This is a genomic window from Nostocoides sp. (assembly GCF_035343835.1).
Lineage (GTDB): Bacteria > Actinomycetota > Actinomycetes > Actinomycetales > Dermatophilaceae > Nostocoides_A > Nostocoides_A vanveenii.
In genome coordinates this window covers 1-18,629 of the sequence record NZ_DAOQZV010000037.1, presented here as the reverse complement: position 1 = coordinate 18,629, position 18,629 = coordinate 1, and the positions used below count along the sequence as shown (strand labels likewise).

Below are 18,629 nucleotides of genomic sequence, written 5' to 3'. Positions count from 1 at the left end.
TGTCGCCTTCGGTCGCCCCGCTCGGGACATCGAAGCTCCAGCTGAGCTTCATCGTGTCCGTGGTGTTGATCTTCGAACCCGATGCCGGCGTGTCCAGTGTCGCGGCGAGGTTGGTGACGGCGATCTCGGTCGCGGCGGAGGGGGACGTGGCCATCGCGAGCGCGCCGACGGCGGTGAATACGGGGATTGAAGCGAGGGTCGGCGTGGTCAGTAGACCGGTCGCGGCAACGACCGCGGTGCCGCGACCGGAGCGGGTCTTGGGCGCGGTGTGCCGGGCGCGATACGCGTTCGACATGGGAATCATTTCATCGATCATGGCTTTCGCCACGTGGAGCAATGACGAAGCTACTCCTCGGTCAGCCAAATAACAAAGAGGGAAAGCCGTGTCTCGCGATGTGGCAAGGTAACAACGTCATGTTGACCCTCGGCAATATCCGAATTTTGACGTTACCCACGGTTGGAACCGCAGCTCAGGGGTTCAGGGAATCCATGAATGATCTTTTAGCTACTCGCGGAAACGCTTTTGCGCGCATATAACGAAACGGCCCCGGAGATTCTCTCCGGGGCCGCTCAACAGGGGGACTTCGAATGTCACAAGTTATCTATGACGCGAACGCTCCCGCACAGAAGCTGTCAAACGGTCAACTATCTCGCCGAGGATGGCAGGGGAGGTGGCGATGTTCAAACGGACATGGCCCGACCCGCGCGGGCCGAAGGTCGGCCCGGAATTCAGGGCTACTCGAGCCCGGTCGAGGAAGAAGGCGGCCGGATCCTCGGCAAGCTCCAGCGCCCGGCAATCCAGCCACATCAAGTACGTGGCCGCCGGCATTCTGACGGTGATCTCGGGCAGGTCCCGTGCAAGCTGTTCAACGACGAGACGCCGGTTCTCGTCCAGTTCGGCAAGCAATCGCGCCAACCACGCGTCCCCGTGGACCCAGGCGGTGGACTGCGCGATGACCCCGGACAGGCTCGCGTTCGGGCCGTGGGCCAACTGCTGGAGAACCGCCGCGCCGTCGCTGCCGCCGACGAGCATGCCGGCCTTGAGGCCCGCCAACGAGAATGTCTTTGCCGCGGAATGCACGGCAAAAGCACCCTCTGTCATTGGCACGGTCAAATAGGGCACGAAAGTCGATGGCGCATAGACGATCGGTGCGTGGATCTCATCCGAGATCACCGTGACGCCGTAGCGGTGCGCCAACCGCGCCAGGGCGGACAGCTCGTCCACATCGTGGACAGTGCCCGTCGGGTTGTGGGGGCTGCACAGCAGGTATGCCGCTCGCCGGCCGGTCCGCGTGGCCGCGGCGAAGGCGCTCTCGAGGGTCTGGAGATCGAGTCGATCATCGACCGTCAACTCGGCACGGACCACCTGACGCCCGGCGAGCCGGGGGAAGTGATCGAACGGCGGATAGACCGGATCGTTGATCACCACGCTGTCGCCCTCGTCGGTCACCTTCAACAGCAGCAGCAGGATGCCCATCATCACGTCCGGCGCCAGGCGAGTCAGTTCCGGCGCAACCGCCCAGTCCCAGTGCCGGTGGGCGAAGTCGACGAAGGCAGAGGTGTAGGTCGGCGCGGTGGGATACCCCGTGTCGCCCAAGTCGAGGGCAGCGCCCAGGGCCGAGCGCACCTCGGGGGCGAGGCGCACGTCCATCTCGGCTACCCAGGCCGGGATGACGTCGGGGGGATAGGCCGTCCACTTGGCGCTCGTGCGCTCGCGCAAGGCGGCCAGGTCGAGATCGAGGATGCGCTCACTCATACGGAAGTCTCTCGTCGTCGGTGGGATGTCGAAGGGAATGTAACGCCGCTGCTTGGCCCACCGTTTAGGCTTCCGGTGTGGCTCGTGAGGCAGTGGCAACAGGAACGGCGGATCGGGTCTGGACCATCCCCAACGTCTTGTCCATGCTTCGCCTGGTCGGCGTCCCGGTCTTTCTCTGGGCGATCCTGACCCATCGCGACGGGCTCGCGCTGCTCGTGCTCATGGGCTCGGGGATCAGCGATTACCTCGACGGGAAGATCGCCCGCTCCTTCGGACTGGTCTCGAATCTGGGTGCGGTCCTCGATCCCGTCGCCGACCGGCTCTACATCCTGACCACGCTGCTCGGGCTGGCCTGGCGCGAGATCATCCCGTGGTGGCTGGTCGTGGTCCTGATCGGCCGCGAGGTCTTCCTCACGGTATTGCTCCTCATCGCCCGCACCCGCGGCCTGCGTGAGTTGCCTGTGCATTTCGTCGGCAAGGCCGCGACCTTCAATCTGCTCTATGCGTTCCCCCTGCTGCTGCTCGCCGACGGCACGGGCACTCTCGCCACCTGGGCGCGCCCGATCGGCTGGGGCTTCGCCTGGTGGGGTGTGGTGCTCTATTGGGTCGCCGGTCTGATGTATGCCGCGCAACTGCGCCGTTACCTGCGCGCCGCCCGCAGCTCTCCCGTATGACCGCCCCCACGACGCGGCGCGTCGATGAGTCCATGACGCTGATCACCGCGATGCTCGAGCGTCCCCAAGACCCGGCGTATGCCGCGGCCGCCGCGCGCCGCGAACGCGCCGGATTGCCCGGGGCCACCCCGGTCGGCACCCCGGTCGTCGTCGTCACCGCGATGCTCATCGGCCTGCTTCTCGCCCTGGCTTCGACCACTTTGCGCACGGATCAGGTCGCGGGCGCCAAAGTCCGCGCCGATCTGATCGCCCAAATCGACGCCCGTCGCACCCTCGTCGATGAGCGTTCGGGGGCGATCCAGGAGCGCGCCCGCGACATCGCCACGCTGGAACGAGCCGCTCTGTCGCGGGCGCAACTGAGCGGCCTGTCCGGCGAGATCGACAAGCTCCGCCTGACCACCGGGATCGAGGCCGTGCGCGGTCCCGGCATCACCGTCACCCTCGATGACGCCGCGACGGCGGCGAGCGGGTCCGACGGAACCACCGGCACGGTGCTCTCGCGGGACGTCTTCATCGTCACCAACGCCCTGTGGGAAGCCGGCGCCGAGGCCATCGCGATCAACGGGCAGCGGCTGACCGCCAGATCGCCCATCCGTTTTGCCGGGAGCGCGATCCTCGTCAACTACCGCCCGCTCGTGCCGCCCTACCGGATCGTGGCGATCGGTGACCCCGACACGCTGCTGGCGCGTTTCGGGGCGGGCCTGGGCGCGGCATACGTGAAATCCTTGACCAACAACTACGGAATCCGCTCCGACATCTCCACCCAAGGCGATGTGACCCTCCCGGGCGCGCCCGTGCCGGCCACCGAACGCGCCCACCGACCGACAGAAGGCAGCTCGTGATCCCCGCCCTCGGCCTGGTGGCCGGCATCCTCATCGGCCTCGTCGTCAAGCCGGACGTGCCGCTCTGGCTGCAGCCCTACCTGCCCATCGCCGTCATCGCGGCCCTCGACGCGGTCTTCGGCGGCATTCGCGCTGTGCTGGACGGCAACTTCAACGACAAAGTCTTTGTCGTCTCGTTCCTGTCGAATGTCGTGGTCGCCGCAGTGATCGTCTTCCTCGGCGATCAACTCGGGGTCGGCTCACAGCTGTCCACCGGGGTCGTCGTCGTCCTCGGCGTGCGCATCTTCTCCAACGTGGCCGCCATCCGCCGCCACCTCTTCCACGCCTGATCCCGTATGCCGATCGACGACTCCGCGAGTGCGCCGCCCACCCCGCCGACCGGCGACGACCGAGGTGCCTGGCGTCGCCTGATCCGGATGGGCGGTCCGCGCCCGACCCGAGCCAATCTGCTGGCGCTGTGCTTGGCGTTGCTGCTCGGATTCGCCATCGCCACGCAGGTGCGTCAGACGCGCAGCCAGGGCCTTGAGACGCTGCGCGAGCAGGATCTCGTCGGGATCCTCGACACCGTCACCCAGGAGGGGGTCCGCCTCGGCGTCCAGTTGCGGGAGTTGGAGCGCACTCAGGACCGGCTCGCCAGCGGCGCCGACAGCGAGGCCGCCGCCTTGGCTCTGACGAAGTCCCGTGCGGATTCGCTGGCGATCCTCGCGGGCACCGTCCCGGCGCAGGGACCGGGCATCAAGATGACGATCACCGATCCGCAGGGCAAGGTCGGTGCAACCCTCCTGCTCGACACCCTGCAGGAGCTGCGGGACGCGGGGGCGGAGGTCATCCAAATCGGCGACGTCCGCGTGGTCGCCCAGACCTTCTTCACCGAGAGCGACGGCGCCGTCAGCGTGTCCGACACCATCGTGAGCGCCCCCTACACCTTCCTGGTCATCGGCGATGCCCAGACGCTCACCTCGGCGATGGGCATCCCCGGCGGGGTGCAGGAGTCGGTGCGTAATGCCGGCGGTGAGGTCACCATCGTGCCTGTCGAGTCGGTGCAGATCACGGCCGTGGTCACCCCGAGCACACCGCGATTCGCCGAGCCGGTACCCTCACCGTCACCGACCTCGGGCTAGCGGCGGAAGCTGCGTCTTGGGCACATTAGGGTTGACACAGACCGACGACGAAGGAGCCGCTGCCATGACGGAGTTCGACTACCCCGAAGATCTGCGTTACACCCCTGAGCACGAGTGGGTGCGTCTGGGTGCGGCCGACACCGTTCGTGTGGGCATCACGGCATACGCCCAGGATGCGCTCGGCGACGTCGTCTATGTCACCTTGCCGACCGTTGGAGCCGACCTCACCGCAGGCGATGCCTGTGGCGAGATCGAGTCGACCAAATCGGTCAGCGACTTGTACTCACCGCTGAGCGGCACGGTCACCGCGGTCAACGAGGCCCTCGACGGTGCACCGGAGTTGCTCAACACCGATCCGTACGGCGAGGGTTGGGTCTACGAGATGACCGCCGGCGACGCCGCTCAACTCGAAGCGCTGATGGACGCGGCCGGCTACCGCGACAATCTCGCCTGAACCACCGCCAGTCCCGGCCCGAGGAGGCCCATCATGAGCGACGCGACGTCGAACCCGGACGGACCACCGCCCGAGGACGTCTTCCGATTCGGCCCGTCCACCCAGCGCCTCCCGGCCACCGGTGGCGGGCCGGAGTGGTCCGATCCCGACCCCGGGCTCTCCCGCGAGGATCTGGGGCTGATCGATGCCCTGCGCCCTGGCACCGCCTTGCTCATCGTGCAACACGGTGCCAATGCCGGTGCCCGGTTCCTGCTCGACAATGCGGAGGTCACCTCCGGGCGCGGGCCGGACAGCGACATCTTCCTCGACGATGTCACGGTCTCACGCAAGCACGCGGTCTTCAGCTGGGAGGACGACCGCTTCGTGATCCGGGATGTGGGATCGCTCAACGGCACCTATGTCAACCGCCAGCGTGTCGACGAGGTGGCCCTGCAGGACCACGACGAAGTCCAGATCGGCAAGTTCCGCCTGGTGTTCCGCCAAGCCCGCGGCTGAGCCCACCCATGGCTCTCCGCCGGATCGGCGCCGTCCTCGATGCCCTGCGCGAGGAATTCCCGGATGTCAGCATCTCCAAGATCCGCTTCCTCGAGGCCGAGGGCCTGCTGACCCCGCAGCGGGCTCCGTCCGGCTATCGCCTGTATGCCGATCACGATGTCGAGCGGTTGAGCTTCGTCCTGCGCGCCCAGCGCGACCGTTTCTGGCCATTGAAGGTGATCCGCGAGGCCCTCGATGGCATGGATCGTGGGCTGAGCGTCGACCTCGGTGCCCCAGCCGGGGCGACGCCGGAGCCGCCGGCCGTCACCACGGACCCCGACCTTCCGGGCGCCGAGTCGCTGCGCGATGCGGTCGATGCGCGCCTGACCCTCGCCGAGCTCGCCCGCACATCGGGCGCCTCGCGAGAGCTGATCGAGGAGTTGGTGTCCTACTCGATGCTGCGCGCCGACAAGGACGGCCATTTCAGCGGTCAGTCCGCCCGGATCGCCTCGGCAGCTGCCGATCTCGGACGCTTCGGCATCGAGGCGCGTCATCTGCGGGTCTTCCGCACGGCCGCGGAACGCGAGGTGGGGCTGGTCGACTACGCGGCCGCCGGGGCAAGCAGCCCCGATGCCGCCTCGGTCGCGCTCGCCTGTCTGGGGCTGCATACGGCCCTGGTCAAGGACGAGTTGGGGCGTCGCGGCTGAGCGGTGTGGTCGCCGGGGTACGGTAAACGCGTGAAGCCGCTCGACGTCCTGGGTGTGCGGGTCGAAATGCCCACCAACCAGCCCATTGTCCTGTTGCGCGAGCGTGACGGAGCCCGGCATCTGCCGATCTGGATCGGGGCTGCGGAGGCCACCGCGATCGCCTATGCGCAGCAGGGGGTCGTGCCGCCGCGACCGCTGACCCATGACCTGCTCGTCAATGTCGTCACGGCCCTCGGGGACGAGTTGCGGACGGTGCGCATCGAGCGCATCGACGACGGGGTGTATTACGCCACGCTCGTGCTGGGCAGCGGGGTGGAGATCGACTCGCGCGCCTCCGATGCCATCGCGCTGGCCATCCGCACCGGTGCCGAAGTGCTCACCACCGAGGATCTGCTGGCGGAGAGCGGCATCACGCTGGCGGAAGAGACCGATGACGAGGTGGAGAAGTTCAAGGAGTTCCTGGACCACATCTCGCCGGAAGATTTTGACGCCTAAGTGAATGGTGTGACGGATGTGGTCTAAGGGTTATGTTGACATTGAGAGTCGAAATCGTTACCTCCGGTGGAGCGACACGCCGATCGGCGCTGGGGCGATGTCGTTGACCACGCCCGGTCACAGGCCTACCGTCGAAGACGACAACGATCCGATAGGTCGCCATCAGGAGGAAGCGTGAGCGGTGCCGACGAACGTGGCCAGCTGCCGGCGTCGCCGCAGGTCACCCAGGACGCGCTCTTCGACGACCTGAGCGACCCGTACGGGCATATCGGCTACCGCGGGGTGACCGCGTGCAAGGCCGCGGGCATCACCTACCGCCAACTCGACTACTGGGCCCGCACCGGCCTAGTGGAGCCGTCGGTTCGGCCGGCCTCCGGCTCCGGGTCACAACGGCTCTACGGATTCCGCGACATCCTGGTCCTCAAGGTCGTCAAACGTCTGCTCGATACCGGGGTGTCGCTCCACCAGATCCGGCTGGCGATCGAGCACCTACGCGCTCGCGGCGTCGACGACCTGGCTCAGGTGACGCTGCTCAGCGACGGTGCCTCTGTTTTCGAATGCACGTCACCGACCGAGATGTTCGACCTCCTGCAGGGCGGACAGGGCGTCTTCGGGATCGCCCTGGGCAAGGTCTGGCAGGAGGTCGAGGGTTCCCTGGCGCACCTGCCCGGCGAGGAGTCGACCGACGAGCCGGCTGAGCACCCCGAGGATGAGCTGCGGGCTCGGCGAGCCGCGCGCGTCGGCTGACCCGAAGGCCGGCGGACACGCCCTGAGGTCGCGGGCAAGTAAGCTCACAGCGCCGTCCATTTCAGGGAGTCGTCGTGAGTGTGTTGCCCGAATTCGCCGCCCGTCACATCGGTCCGCGCGAAAGCGATCTGGAGCGCATGCTCGGTGTCGTCGGGCAAAGCAGCCTCGATGCTTTGTGCGATCGGGCCATTCCGCGGGCGATCCGCAGCGACACGGTCCTAGCGATCGCCCCGGCCGAGTCTGAGCACGCGGTCATCGGCGAGTTGCGTGATCTCGCCGGCCGCAATGTCGTCACCCGCTCGATGATCGGGCAGGGCTATTACGGCACGATCACGCCGCCGGTCATCGCCCGCAATGTCCTGGAGAACCCGGCGTGGTACACCGCGTACACGCCCTACCAGCCCGAGATCTCCCAGGGCCGGCTCGAGGCCCTCGTCAACTTTCAGACGATGATCGCCGACCTGACCGGCTTGGCCACGGCCGGAGCGTCATTGCTGGACGAGGCGACAGCCGCCGCGGAGGCCATGGCCTTGATGCATCGGTCGGTCCGCGGGATCCCCGACGGCGTGCTGCTCGCCGACGAGCGCATCTTCGGCCAGACCCTGGATGTGGTGCGCACCCGCGCCGAAGCCATCGGCATTACGGTGGTGGCGGCGGACCTTCGCGACGTGAGGACCACGGCCGCCTTGGTGGACGCGACCGACGGGCGTGACGTCTTCGGTGTGCTGGTGCAATACCCCGATGCCCGCGGCGAACTGCGCGACTATCGCGACCTGGCCGCCGCTGCCCATGAGGCCGGTGCGTTGATAACGGCCGCCGCGGACCTGCTGGCGCTGACGATCGTGGTGCCGCCGGGGGAGTGGGGCGCCGATATCGCGGTCGGGAGCAGCCAGCGCTTCGGTGTGCCGATGATGTTCGGCGGTCCGCACGCGGGCTATATCAGCGTCCGCAAGGGGCTGGAGCGCACCCTGCCCGGGCGGCTGGTGGGTGTGTCGGTCGACAGCGCCGGCCACGCGGCATACCGGCTCGCCCTGCAGACCCGCGAGCAGCACATCCGCCGCGAAAAGGCGACGTCGAATATCTGCACCGCCCAAGTGCTGCTCGCCGTCATGGCCTCGATGTATGCCGTCTACCACGGCCCCGACGGCCTGAAGGCGATCGCCGAGCGCGTCCACGACAAGGCGATGGCGCTCAAAGCCCACCTGACCAGGGACGGCATCGAACTCGCCGGTGATCACTTCTTCGACACCCTGACCGCGGTCGTCCCCGGCCGGGGCGACGCCATCGTCGCGGCCGCCGATGGCCGGGGGATCAGCCTGTTCCGGGCCGGTGAGGACCTGGTGAGTGTGAGCGTCGACGAGACGACGACGGACGCCGATATTGCCGCGGTCCTGGAGTGCTTCGGGTCCAGTGCCGCCGGGGAGGCCGATGCGGCGCCCGGTGTGCCCGAAGCCCTACAGCGGACCTCGGAGTACCTCACCCACCCGACCTTCCACCGCCACCGCAGTGAAACCGCGATGCTGCGCTACCTGCGGGGGCTCGCGGACAAGGACTTTGCCCTGGATCGCGGCATGATCCCGCTCGGTTCGTGCACGATGAAACTCAACGCCACGACCGAGATGGTGGCCGTCACCTGGCCGGAGTTCGCCGACATCCACCCCTTCGCACCGTCGGCGCACACGGCGGGCTATCGAGAGCTCATTGCGCAACTCGAGGGCTGGCTGTGCGAGATCACCGGCTATGACGCGGTGTCCGTCCAGCCGAACGCGGGCTCCCAGGGTGAACTCGCCGGGCTGCTCGCCATCCGTGACTACCACCGAGCCAATGGTCAAGCGCACCGAACCATCTGCCTGATCCCGCAGAGTGCGCACGGCACCAACGCCGCCAGCGCGGTGATGGCCGGGATGAAGGTCGTCGTCGTCGCGACGGACCCGATCTCTGGCAATGTCGACATGGATGACCTGAAGGTCAAGCTCGAAGACCACCGGGAGTCGGTGGCCGCGATCATGGTCACCTATCCCTCCACCCACGGCGTGTACGAGGACACCATCGGCGACCTATGTGCCTTGGTGCACGACGCCGGTGGTCAGGTCTATGTCGACGGCGCAAATCTCAACGCCCTCGTCGGCCTGGCCCGCCCGGGCCGATTCGGGAGCGATGTCTCGCACTTGAACCTGCACAAGACCTTCTGCATCCCCCACGGCGGGGGCGGGCCCGGCGTCGGCCCGGTCGGGGTTCGGGCGCACCTGGCACCGCACCTGCCGCGCAACCCCGAACTGCCCGAGCGGCACGGAGAGCCGGTGTCGGCGGCACCATTCGGGTCGGCTGGCATCCTGGCAATCTCTTGGGCCTACATCCGGCTGATGGGGGGCGCGGGGCTGACGCGGGCCACCCAGATCGCCGTCCTCAACGCGAACTACATCGCGGCCCGCCTGCGCGAGGCCTATCCCGTGCTCTACAGCGGCACCGACGGGCTCGTGGCCCACGAGTGCATCCTCGACCTGCGCGAGTTGACCAGGATCAGCGGCGTCACTGTCGACGATGTCGCCAAGCGGCTGATCGACTACGGATTCCACGCGCCGACCATGTCCTTCCCGGTGGCCGGCACCTTGATGGTCGAGCCGACCGAGTCGGAGGATCTGGGCGAGATCGACCGCTTCTGCGCGGCCATGCTGGCCATACGGGCCGAGATCCAGGAGGTCATCGACGGCCTGGTCCCGGTCGCCGACAGCGTGCTGCGGCAGGCACCGCATACGGCCGCGGCGATCGTCGGAGAGTGGACCCACCCCTACGACCGCGAACGCGCGGTCTTCCCGGGCGGGCATGCCGGCCAGAAGTACTGGCCGCCCGTCGGCCGGATCGACGGCGCCTACGGCGATCGCAACCTGATGTGCAGTTGCCCCCCGATCGAGGACTTCGCCTGATCAGGCGGTCGCAGCGAGAGTCGTCGTGGTGGCGAGCGTCGACCCCTGCGGCGATTTCGTCACGGTCAACTGCGCCGGTATGCGGTCGCGCAACTCCGGGACGTGACTGACCACACCGACCGCGCGGCCGCCGTCGCGCAACGCATCCAGCACCCCGAGGACATCGTCCAGGCTCGCCTCGTCGAGCGCGCCGAAGCCCTCGTCGATGAAAAGAGTCTGTAGCTCGATGCCCCCGACGCTCTCGCGCAAGGCATCGGCCAGGCCTAAAGCGAGGGCGAGCGAGGCGATGAAGGATTCGCCGCCGGAGAGGCTGGACGGCGCGCGTGTCGTGCCCGACCAGGCGTCACGAATGCGCAGCCCGAGCCCGCTGCGAGCGCCACGGCCGGCCAGAGAGTCGTCGTGTTCGAGTTGAAAGCGTCCGTCGCCCATCAGTCGCAGCCGCTCGTTGGCCAGATCGACCACCCGCTCCAGCCGCGACGCGAGCACAAAGGTCGACAGTCGCATCCGCAGTGTGTTGTCTGGCGAGGTGCCACCGGCCAGATCGGCCAGGGCGGCGACGCGGGCCGACTCGCCGCGCGCATCGGTCACGGAGGCGGCGCCTTCGAGTACGGCGTTGACCGCAGCCCGAGCCGCGTGCGCGATCCGCTCGGTGTCGTGACGTGCCCGATCGGTGGACATGGCGGCCTCCCGAGCCGTTGTCAGGGCCGCACCGGTCATCTCCGGGTTCGTGGCCTGCGGCCCGGCGAGCGCCGCTGCGACCTCCGGGTCGTCGAGGGTGGCCCGGTTGATCGCCACCTGCTGATCATGAGCGGTGATCTGGGTCTGCAGGCGGGCGCAGTCCGCGGCCGGGAGCAGCGCCGCTTCGAGGCTCGCTCGATCGCCGAAACCGGAGCTTGCGAGAGCCAGCGCAAAGGCGGCCGCAGCGGTGGCCAGGGCGTCCGCGGTCGAGGTCGCAGCGCCTTCGGCGGAGTGAGCCTCGTGGAGTGCGGCGGCGTAGCGCTGATGAGCCGTGAGCACGGCGACGGCTCTATCCGTCGCCGCCGCCGGGCCGTCGCCGCCCGGCCGGCACGGGCAGCCGCGGGCATGATCGGCGACGGCATCGCCGAGCTGGTCGATCGCGACGTTCAGGTGAACGGCCGCCGAGTCGGCGGCACCCTGGGCGTCCGCAAGACTCGCCTCCGCCCTGGCGGCGGCGAGCGCCAAACGCTCGGCTTCCTGCTGATCGGAAGCGACCTGTGCCTCCAGCGCCGGCAGCGTCGCCGCGGCGTCGGCGGCTGCGGCGGCCCGCGTGCTCAGCTGCCGAAGAGTTGTCGCCTGCGCGATCAGCATCGCCTGCCACGGCCCGATCCCCGCCGGCGGCGGAGCCTCGAGCTCGGACGCGAGATCAGTGAGCAATCGATCGCGAATCGCCTCGGTGGCGTGCCGCTCGCGATCGAGCCCTCCCACTCGAGCGGCTGCCGCGTCGACGGCCGCTTCTGTCGCCGCCAGGTCCTCCGGCGACCACCCGGTGGCCGGCGGGGCCGGTTGGGGATGCACGCCCGACCCGCAGACCGGGCACGGCGAGTCGGGCGTCAGCCGGGTCGCCAGCTCAGCCGCAAGGTCGCTCAGCCGTCGCTCCTGCTGGCACACCAATTCCTCGCGTGCCTGGACGTGGGCCTCGCGCGCGGTGAGCAGGTCGGGCACGATCACATCCAGGGCCCCGAAGCAGCGGATCAGGTCCGTCACGAGCGCGTGTACGCGGGTCGCCTGCGCGTGCGACGCCTGGGCGGGCAGGAGGTCGTCGGCGAGGGCACGCTGTCTTGCCTGCTCGTCGGCACGGACCGTGTGGCGCTCGGCCGCCGCCGCGAGGCGCGATGTGCTGTGCGCGTTCCGGGCCTGGGCTTCGGCGAGCCTGGCCACCGCCTCGTCTCGGGTGCGGCGGGCCGTGCGTGCGTCGGCGAGGGCGGTGCGGATCCCGTCGAGTTGGGTGCCCAGCTCGGGCTCCTGCGCGGCCAGCCGCGCGATCTCACCCGTGGTGACCGGGCGGACGAGCACCTGCGCGAGCGCCTGAGCGGCCGAATCGGCCTGGCTCGCGGCACGGGAACGAGCCTGCTCGGCGGTGACCAGGCTGGCCAACTCGCCGCGCAACTCACCGGCCAGGGTGGCCTGATGCAGCCGGTTGCGCGCGCGATCGATCTGCTCGGACCTGGTGACCAGTGCAGCCAACGCGGCGGTCGCGTCGGCACCGCGGCGCACCTGCCTCGCGATCTGAACGGCCTCGTCGTGCCGACTCTGGCACTGCATCGCGTGGCTGGCGGCGTGCTCGGCATCGCCGAGCGCCTGGGTCGCTGCTGCCTCCAAACGCGCGAGCAACTCCGGTCCGAGCGTGGCCCACTGCTCCACGGCGGTCGCCGTGAGCGTCGACCGGTCACCCGCAGGCGGGTCGTCGCCGTCCGCGCCCGGCAGCCCACTGCACAGGTCCGCGAGCGCGCGGACCCGGTAGTCGAGTTCGAGGGTCAGCGCGGTGACCTGCTCGGTATGGCTGCGTCGAACGTCCGCGAGCCAGGTCTCGACATCCTCGTAGGTGGCGACGTCGAACAGCGCCGTGAGCAGTTGGTGGCGATCGCGCGGCTCCGCGCGCAAAAAGTCGGCGAACTGCCCTTGCGGGAGCAGAGCTACTCGCTGAAACTGGGCCAAGCCCATCCCGACGACGTCCTTGATCAGGTCGGCGGCCTCGTCGATCCGAGTGGACCGGACCGCCCACGCTCCGTCGATGCGCTCATCGAGCACGACGCGGGCCGGCGCCTTGGTCATCCCGGTGCCGCGACGACTGGGCCGGACGTACTCCGGTGACCGGGCGACCCGGAAGCGCCGGCCGGCGCTGCTGAACTCCAGCGTCACGGCCGTGGGGCGATCCGCGGCCGCCAGATCGGCGCGCAAGCCGCGGCTGGCCCGGGCGCCGGGGACATCGCTGAACAACGCGAAGCAGACGGCGTCCAGGACGCTGGTCTTGCCCGCCCCGGTCGGTCCGTGCACCAAGAAGAGCCCCGCCGATCCGAGATCGTCGAAGTCGACGTGCTGTGGCCCGACGAAGGGCCCGAAGGCGTCGACGGTCAGAGCGTGGAGTCTCACGAGGCCTCGGCCGTCCTCGCACCGGCAGCCACGCCCTCGTCCTCACGAACCGCGCGGTCCCTGCGGGCCGCCTCCACGGCGCTCGCCAGCAACTCCCGCTCGGCGGCATCGGCCCCGGCCCCACCGCGGACGTGGCTGACGAAGTCGCAGCACACGTCCAGTGGCGTGCGGTCCTGGACTCGGCGGGCATACGTCATCGGGGCACCCATGCTGCCGGCCGGCTCGAAGGTCAGCTCGATGGCATGCGGGAAGCGGGCCCGGAGCCGATCCATCGCTCCCAGCGGTCGCACCGGATCGGTCAGCACGACCGAGCACCACGCAGCCTCCGCGGCCGTATGCCGTGGGTCGGCCAGCAGGTCGGCCAACCGGCCGCGCAGACGGGCCAGCGGGCGGTCGACCGGGACCAGCGCGCGCTCGAGGCGCACCTCCCCGGACGTCGAGAAGTCCACCAAAGTCCAACTCTTGGAATGGGCGGCCTCGCCAAAGGACATCGCCCACGGTGATCCGCTGTAGTTGACCCTCGGCGTCAGCTGCTGGGGGCCGTGCAGGTGGCCCATCGCGACATAGGCCGCCCCGGCAAACACGCGCGCCGGGATGGCGGACAGCCCGCCCGCGGCGAGTTCGCGCTCCGACTCACACCCCTGTCCACCGGTGACGACCGCGTGCGCGAGCACGGCATACGGCCCGCCGCGATGCCGGGAGCGCACGCGGGCGATCGCGGCCCGCATGACTGCGGCGTGGGTGCGCTCGGTCGCGCCGAGGTGGTCCGCACACAGGGTGGGCTCGAGATACGGGATGGGGTAGATCGTCACGCCGGAGATCTCGACGCCCCGGCCGATGTCATCGAGTGCGGTCGCCAGATGCACGCCGGCCGGGCGCAGCAGGGCCGACGCGAAGCCCAACCGGGTGGCCGAGTCGTGATTGCCGCTGCTCACGACGACGCGCGCACCGGCGTCGACGAGTCGCTCGAGGGTCTGCGAGAGCAGGCTCACCGCGTCCGGTGCGGGCACGGCGCGGTCGTAGACATCACCCGAGACGAGCACCGCCTCGATCCGCTCGGACCGCACGACCTCCACGAGCTGATCGAGCGCGCGCGCCTGCACACCCAGCATCCCGACGTTCTTGAACGCCCGGCCCAGGTGCCAGTCGGAGGTGTGCAGCGCCCGCATGGTTTTCAGGCTAGGTGGGAGCACCGACAACCCCTCGGAGGGTGGGCGCGTGTTGCCTGATCCGTCCGGCTGCGAGCGGTCCCGCACAGGCGCCTGCAGATGTGGTTGGGTGTGCCAATGGGCGTCGAAGTCGAGTCGAAGAGCTATACCCGCGAGGAACGCCAGCGGTACCGCGAAAAGGTCCGCCAGAATCTCGACGTCTTCGAACGCATGCTCGCGGACAGCCAGTTCGACTTCGAGCGGCCGATGACCGGGATGGAGATCGAGCTCAATCTCGTCGACGACGATTTCCAGCCGCGATTCGCCAACCTCGAAGTCCTCGAGGCCATTGCCGACCCGGACTTCCAGACCGAGCTGGCGCAATACAACATCGAGATGAACGTCAGCCCGCGGCCGCTGCCGGGCGACGCCGCGCTCGAACTCGAGGGCGATCTGCGCCGCTCGCTGAACGAGGCCGAGACCAAGGCGCGCAGCACCGGCTCGCGCATCGTGCCCATCGGCATCCTGCCGACGATCATGCCGGAACACTTCGCGGGCGACTGGATCACCGCCAACAACCGGTATGCCGCCCTCAACGACTCGATCTTCTATGCCCGCGGCGAGGACATCTACCTCGACATCGAAGGCCCCACGGGGGAGCGGGTCTCGACCTATAGCGACACCATCGCGCCCGAATCCGCGTGCACCTCGGTGCAATTGCACTTGCAAGTCGCCCCGTCCGACTTCGCCGCCTATTGGAACGCCGCCCAGGTGATCTGCGGCCCCCAACTCGCGCTCGCCGCGAACTCGCCCTTCTTCTTCGGCAAGCGACTGCACGCCGAGACGCGGATCGAGTTGTTCAAGCAGGCCACCGACACCCGGGCCATCGAGTTGAAGAACCAGGGCGTCCGCCCCCGCGTCTTCTTCGGGGAGCGCTGGATCACCTCGATCTTCGACCTCTTCGAGGAGAACGTCCGCTATTTCCCCGCGCTGCTCGCCGAATGCAGCGACGAGGATCCCATGCGCCAGCTCGACCAGGGCATCGCTCCGACCCTCGCCGAGTTGCGCCTGCACAATGGCACGATCTACCGCTGGAACCGGCCGATCTACGACACCGCCGGCGGTCGTCCCCACCTGCGGGTCGAGAATCGCGTGCTCCCCGCGGGCCCGTCGATGATCGACGTCCTCGCCAACGCGGCCTTCTACTACGGCTGCGTCCGGGTGCTGGCCTCCGAGGACCGCCCGGTCTGGTCGCGCATGAGCTTCCCCGCCGCCGAGGAGAACTTCCAGCGGTGCGCCCGCGACGGCATCGACGCGCGCATCTACTGGCCGGGCTACGGCGAGGTCCCCGTGGACGAGCTCATCCTTCGGCACCTGCTACCCCTGGCCCACCAGGGCCTGGCCGACTGGGGTGTCTCGCAGGCCGTCCGCGACCGCTACCTGGCCGTGATCGAAGGCCGGTGCACCACGGGCATGAACGGAGCGACCTGGCAGACCCAAGTGGTCGCGAAGCTGGAGGATTCGGGGCTCGACCGGCCCACCGCCCTCGCCACCATGCTGGAGCGGTACGCCGCCAATGTGCACACGAACGCCCCCGTGCATATGTGGTCGGTGGACGCGTGACCTCGGTCGGTGAGGAGCGCACCGGCCCCGGTCTCGGCGCCCGGTCCGTCGAGTTCACCCGCATCGCATCCGGCCGGTATGCCGCCCGCAACCCCCGTGGCGGCGAACTCACCTTCGGTTCGGGCGACGACAGCGACTTCACCCCCGTCGAGTTGTTGTTGACCGCGATCGCGGGCTGCAGTGCCGTCGACGTCGATCTGATCACCGGCAAACGGGCCGAGCCCACGGCCTTCGACGTCACCTCGAACGGCACTAAAATCCGCGACGAGAGCGGCAATCGGCTCACCGACATCGAGGTCACCTTCACCGTCCGGTTCCCGGACGACGAGGCCGGAGACCGGGCCCGCGAGATGCTGCCGCGCGCACTGGCGATGTCGCACGACCGCCTGTGCACGGTGTCCCGGACCGTGCAAGTGCCGACGCCGGTGACGATGCGCCTGAGCGACCCGGAGAGCCCCACCGACTGATGTGGTCACAGGATGGAAGGCCCCTCGCGCGCGCGTGTCCCCCTCCGATTAGATAGGCGTATGCAGCGCGCCCCCCAGCAGGTCCATGCCGCCGCGCGAGAAGTTCTCGCGGATCTCGACCCCTATCGCCAGGAAGAGTTTGCCCAGCGGCTCGACCGCTGGTTTGTCGTGATCCAGACCAGTCTCGACCATCTCTACAGCGCCGAGCGAGATGCGGATGCCCTGGCGTGCGATCTGGTGATCCGGGCCGCGCGGGCCTACCGGGACCGACCGGAGGCCCTGTGCAGCCACGACCGGGAGCGACTGCTGACGCCGGACTGGCTGCAGGACCCCCACATGGTCGGATATGCCTGCTACACAGAGCGGTTCGCTGGCGATCTGCGCGGTGTCGAGTCACATCTGGACTACCTGCAGGAGCTCGGCGTCACCTATCTCCACCTCATGCCGCTGCTGCGGCCGCGCGATGGTGACAACGACGGCGGGTATGCCGTGGCCGACTACCGCTCGGTTCGTCCGGACCTCGGCACCACCGCCGATCTGCAGCACCTCGCCGATGCCTTGCGTGACCGGGGCATGTCCTTGGTGATGGATCTCGTCCTCAATCACGTTGCACTGGAACATGAGTGGGCCGCCCGCGCCAGGGCGGGGGAGGAGCGCTATCGCGACTTCTTCTATACCTACCCCGACCGCGTGCTGCCCGACCAATATGAAGCGACGCTGCCGGAAGTCTTCCCGGACTTCGCGCCGGGCAACTTCACCTTCGACGCCGACCTCAACGCATGGGTTTGGACGACGTTCAACTCCTGGCAGTGGGATGTCAACTGGGGCAATCCGGACGTGCTCGGCGAATATGTCGACATCATCCTTTACCTCGCCAATCTGGGGGTCGAGGTGCTGCGGCTCGACGCGATCGCCTTCACCTGGAAGCGGATGGGCACCAACTGCCAGAACCAGCCCGAGGTGCACGACCTGACCGCCGTGCTGCGGGCGCTCGCGCGGATCGCCGCGCCGAGCGTCGTCTTCAAGGCCGAGGCGATCGTGGGTCCGCGCGATCTGATCCAGTATCTCGGCGTCGGCGACTTCGTCGGCAAGGTCAGCGATCTGGCCTATCACAACTCCCTCATGGTGCAGGGCTGGTCGATGGCCGCTGTCGGCGATGCGGAGTTGGCGCGAGCGGCTCTGCGGGCCCTGCCCGAGACGCCGGCGGCCGGGACCTGGATCACCTACACGCGTTGTCACGACGACATCGGCTGGGCCATCGACGACCGGGATGCCGCGGGTGTCGGCCTCAACGGTTTTCTGCACCGGCGCTTCCTCGCCGATTGGTATGCCGGCGATGTCGCCGGCTCGTGGGGACGCGGGCTGGTCTTCCAGTACAACGAGGCGACGGGGGACAAGCGCACCAGCGGCACCGCCGCGTCGCTGGCCGGCCTGGCGGCCGCGAAGGACGAAGAAGCCGCGCAGGCGGCGATGGCACGGATCTTCCTGGTGCATGCGCTGGCATACGGCTGGGGCGGCATCCCGGTGATCTGGTCCGGTGACGAACTCGGGACGCTGAACGACCCGCAGTGGGCCTCGGAGGCCGGTCACGAGGACGACAATCGCTGGGCTCACCGGCCCCGGTTGGACTGGGAGGTGGCCAAGGATCGCGACGACCTGACGACGGTGACCGGCAAGATCTTCCAGGGGCTGGTGCACCTGGCGCGCGTTCGTGGCTCGCTGCCGCAGTTGCACGCGGGTGCGGACTCCCGAGTCTTCGGCGATCACATCGACCGAGGCGTGCTCGCGACGCTTCGCCGGCACGCATCTGGGCCGATGCTGTGCCTTTACAACCTCACCGAGGACTGGCGCCCGTTCCCCGGGATGGAGTTCGAAGGGATCGGCTTCGTCAACCCCGTCAATGCGCTCGGCGACCGGCATCCGGTGACGATCGGCGGCGACGGCTATATCTGGCTGGCGCCCTTCTCGGCCTGGTGGGTCGTCGACGGCTGAGCCCGGCCGAGCTCGGGCTCAGCTGTCCGCGAGAAAGACGAGGGTCGGCAGGTCGCTGGGGCTGACCGAGGTCGTGGCCGCGGCCGCGTGGCCG

Annotated in this window: 17 protein-coding genes; 13 read left to right on the top strand and 4 right to left on the bottom strand. The window is 68.7% G+C overall.

Translation table 11 applies throughout. The annotated features are described in order from the left end of the window. Both PKH97_RS04515 and PKH97_RS04510 read right to left on the bottom strand, forming a co-directional pair. Positions 1 to 295 (bottom strand): hypothetical protein (locus PKH97_RS04515; protein ID WP_324386214.1); only part of this gene is annotated, 295 nt, incomplete at its 3' end. 303 nt (positions 296 to 598) lie between these two features. Further along, positions 599 to 1,756 carry an aminotransferase class I/II-fold pyridoxal phosphate-dependent enzyme gene (locus PKH97_RS04510; protein ID WP_324386213.1) on the bottom strand — a complete coding sequence of 386 codons (1,158 nt, stop codon included), beginning with the start codon at positions 1,754 to 1,756 and terminating at the stop codon, positions 599 to 601. Positions 1,757 to 1,833: 77 nt separating this feature from the next. Between PKH97_RS04510 and PKH97_RS04505 the strand changes: the two genes are divergently transcribed. From PKH97_RS04505 to gcvP, 10 genes are all read left to right on the top strand, one after another. Further along, on the top strand, positions 1,834 to 2,430 hold the full coding sequence (locus tag PKH97_RS04505) for a CDP-alcohol phosphatidyltransferase family protein (RefSeq protein WP_324386212.1): 597 nt from the start codon (positions 1,834 to 1,836) through the stop codon (positions 2,428 to 2,430). Continuing rightward, a complete protein-coding gene (locus tag PKH97_RS04500; protein ID WP_324386211.1) occupies positions 2,427 to 3,272 on the top strand; it encodes a DUF881 domain-containing protein in 846 nt (281 codons plus the stop codon). The genes PKH97_RS04505 and PKH97_RS04500 overlap by 4 nt, the downstream gene beginning before the upstream one ends. Continuing rightward, positions 3,269 to 3,601 (top strand): small basic family protein, encoded by a 333-nt coding sequence (locus PKH97_RS04495; RefSeq protein ID WP_324386210.1) that lies wholly within the window; start codon positions 3,269 to 3,271, stop codon positions 3,599 to 3,601. The genes PKH97_RS04500 and PKH97_RS04495 overlap by 4 nt, the downstream gene beginning before the upstream one ends. A gap of 6 nt (positions 3,602 to 3,607) precedes the next feature. Then, complete coding sequence (locus PKH97_RS04490) at positions 3,608 to 4,393, top strand: DUF881 domain-containing protein (protein WP_324386209.1); 786 nt, start codon at positions 3,608 to 3,610, stop codon at positions 4,391 to 4,393. Between the two features lie 64 nt (positions 4,394 to 4,457). Beyond that, on the top strand, positions 4,458 to 4,847 hold the full coding sequence (gene gcvH / locus PKH97_RS04485) for a glycine cleavage system protein GcvH (RefSeq protein ID WP_324386208.1): 390 nt from the start codon (positions 4,458 to 4,460) through the stop codon (positions 4,845 to 4,847). 33 nt (positions 4,848 to 4,880) lie between these two features. Continuing rightward, a complete protein-coding gene (locus tag PKH97_RS04480; protein WP_324386207.1) occupies positions 4,881 to 5,342 on the top strand; it encodes an FHA domain-containing protein in 462 nt (153 codons plus the stop codon). Between the two features lie 8 nt (positions 5,343 to 5,350). Beyond that, entirely contained in the window at positions 5,351 to 6,028 is a 678-nt protein-coding gene (locus tag PKH97_RS04475; protein WP_324386206.1) for a MerR family transcriptional regulator, read from the top strand. Positions 6,029 to 6,058: 30 nt separating this feature from the next. Next, positions 6,059 to 6,523 (top strand): bifunctional nuclease family protein, encoded by a 465-nt coding sequence (locus tag PKH97_RS04470; protein WP_324386205.1) that lies wholly within the window; start codon positions 6,059 to 6,061, stop codon positions 6,521 to 6,523. Positions 6,524 to 6,697: 174 nt separating this feature from the next. Then, positions 6,698 to 7,270 (top strand): MerR family transcriptional regulator, encoded by a 573-nt coding sequence (locus tag PKH97_RS04465; RefSeq protein ID WP_324386204.1) that lies wholly within the window; start codon positions 6,698 to 6,700, stop codon positions 7,268 to 7,270. A 74-nt stretch (positions 7,271 to 7,344) separates the two neighbouring features. Continuing rightward, positions 7,345 to 10,194, top strand: coding sequence for an aminomethyl-transferring glycine dehydrogenase (gene gcvP / locus PKH97_RS04460; RefSeq protein ID WP_324386203.1), 2,850 nt, complete (start codon positions 7,345 to 7,347; stop codon positions 10,192 to 10,194). Here the strand turns inward: gcvP and PKH97_RS04455 are convergent, their stop codons facing one another. Together PKH97_RS04455 and PKH97_RS04450 are read right to left on the bottom strand one after the other, a co-directional pair. Then, on the bottom strand, positions 10,195 to 13,305 hold the full coding sequence (locus PKH97_RS04455) for an AAA family ATPase (protein ID WP_324386202.1): 3,111 nt from the start codon (positions 13,303 to 13,305) through the stop codon (positions 10,195 to 10,197). It lies immediately after the preceding gene. Beyond that, positions 13,302 to 14,474 (bottom strand): exonuclease SbcCD subunit D, encoded by a 1,173-nt coding sequence (locus PKH97_RS04450; protein WP_324386201.1) that lies wholly within the window; start codon positions 14,472 to 14,474, stop codon positions 13,302 to 13,304. The genes PKH97_RS04455 and PKH97_RS04450 overlap by 4 nt, the downstream gene beginning before the upstream one ends. Before the next feature lie 117 nt (positions 14,475 to 14,591). Between PKH97_RS04450 and PKH97_RS04445 the strand changes: the two genes are divergently transcribed. Genes PKH97_RS04445 through PKH97_RS04435 form a run of 3 tightly spaced genes read left to right on the top strand, consistent with a single transcriptional unit; the run spans position 14,592 to position 18,535 of the window. Continuing rightward, a complete protein-coding gene (locus PKH97_RS04445; RefSeq protein ID WP_324386200.1) occupies positions 14,592 to 16,076 on the top strand; it encodes a glutamate--cysteine ligase in 1,485 nt (494 codons plus the stop codon). Then, positions 16,073 to 16,543, top strand: coding sequence for an OsmC family protein (locus PKH97_RS04440; RefSeq protein WP_324386199.1), 471 nt, complete (start codon positions 16,073 to 16,075; stop codon positions 16,541 to 16,543). Before PKH97_RS04445 ends, PKH97_RS04440 begins: the two co-directional genes overlap by 4 nt. A 60-nt stretch (positions 16,544 to 16,603) precedes the next feature. Then, positions 16,604 to 18,535, top strand: a complete 1,932-nt coding sequence (locus PKH97_RS04435) for an alpha-amylase family protein (protein ID WP_324386198.1) — start codon at positions 16,604 to 16,606, stop codon at positions 18,533 to 18,535. Positions 18,536 to 18,629: the final 94 nt, after the last annotated feature.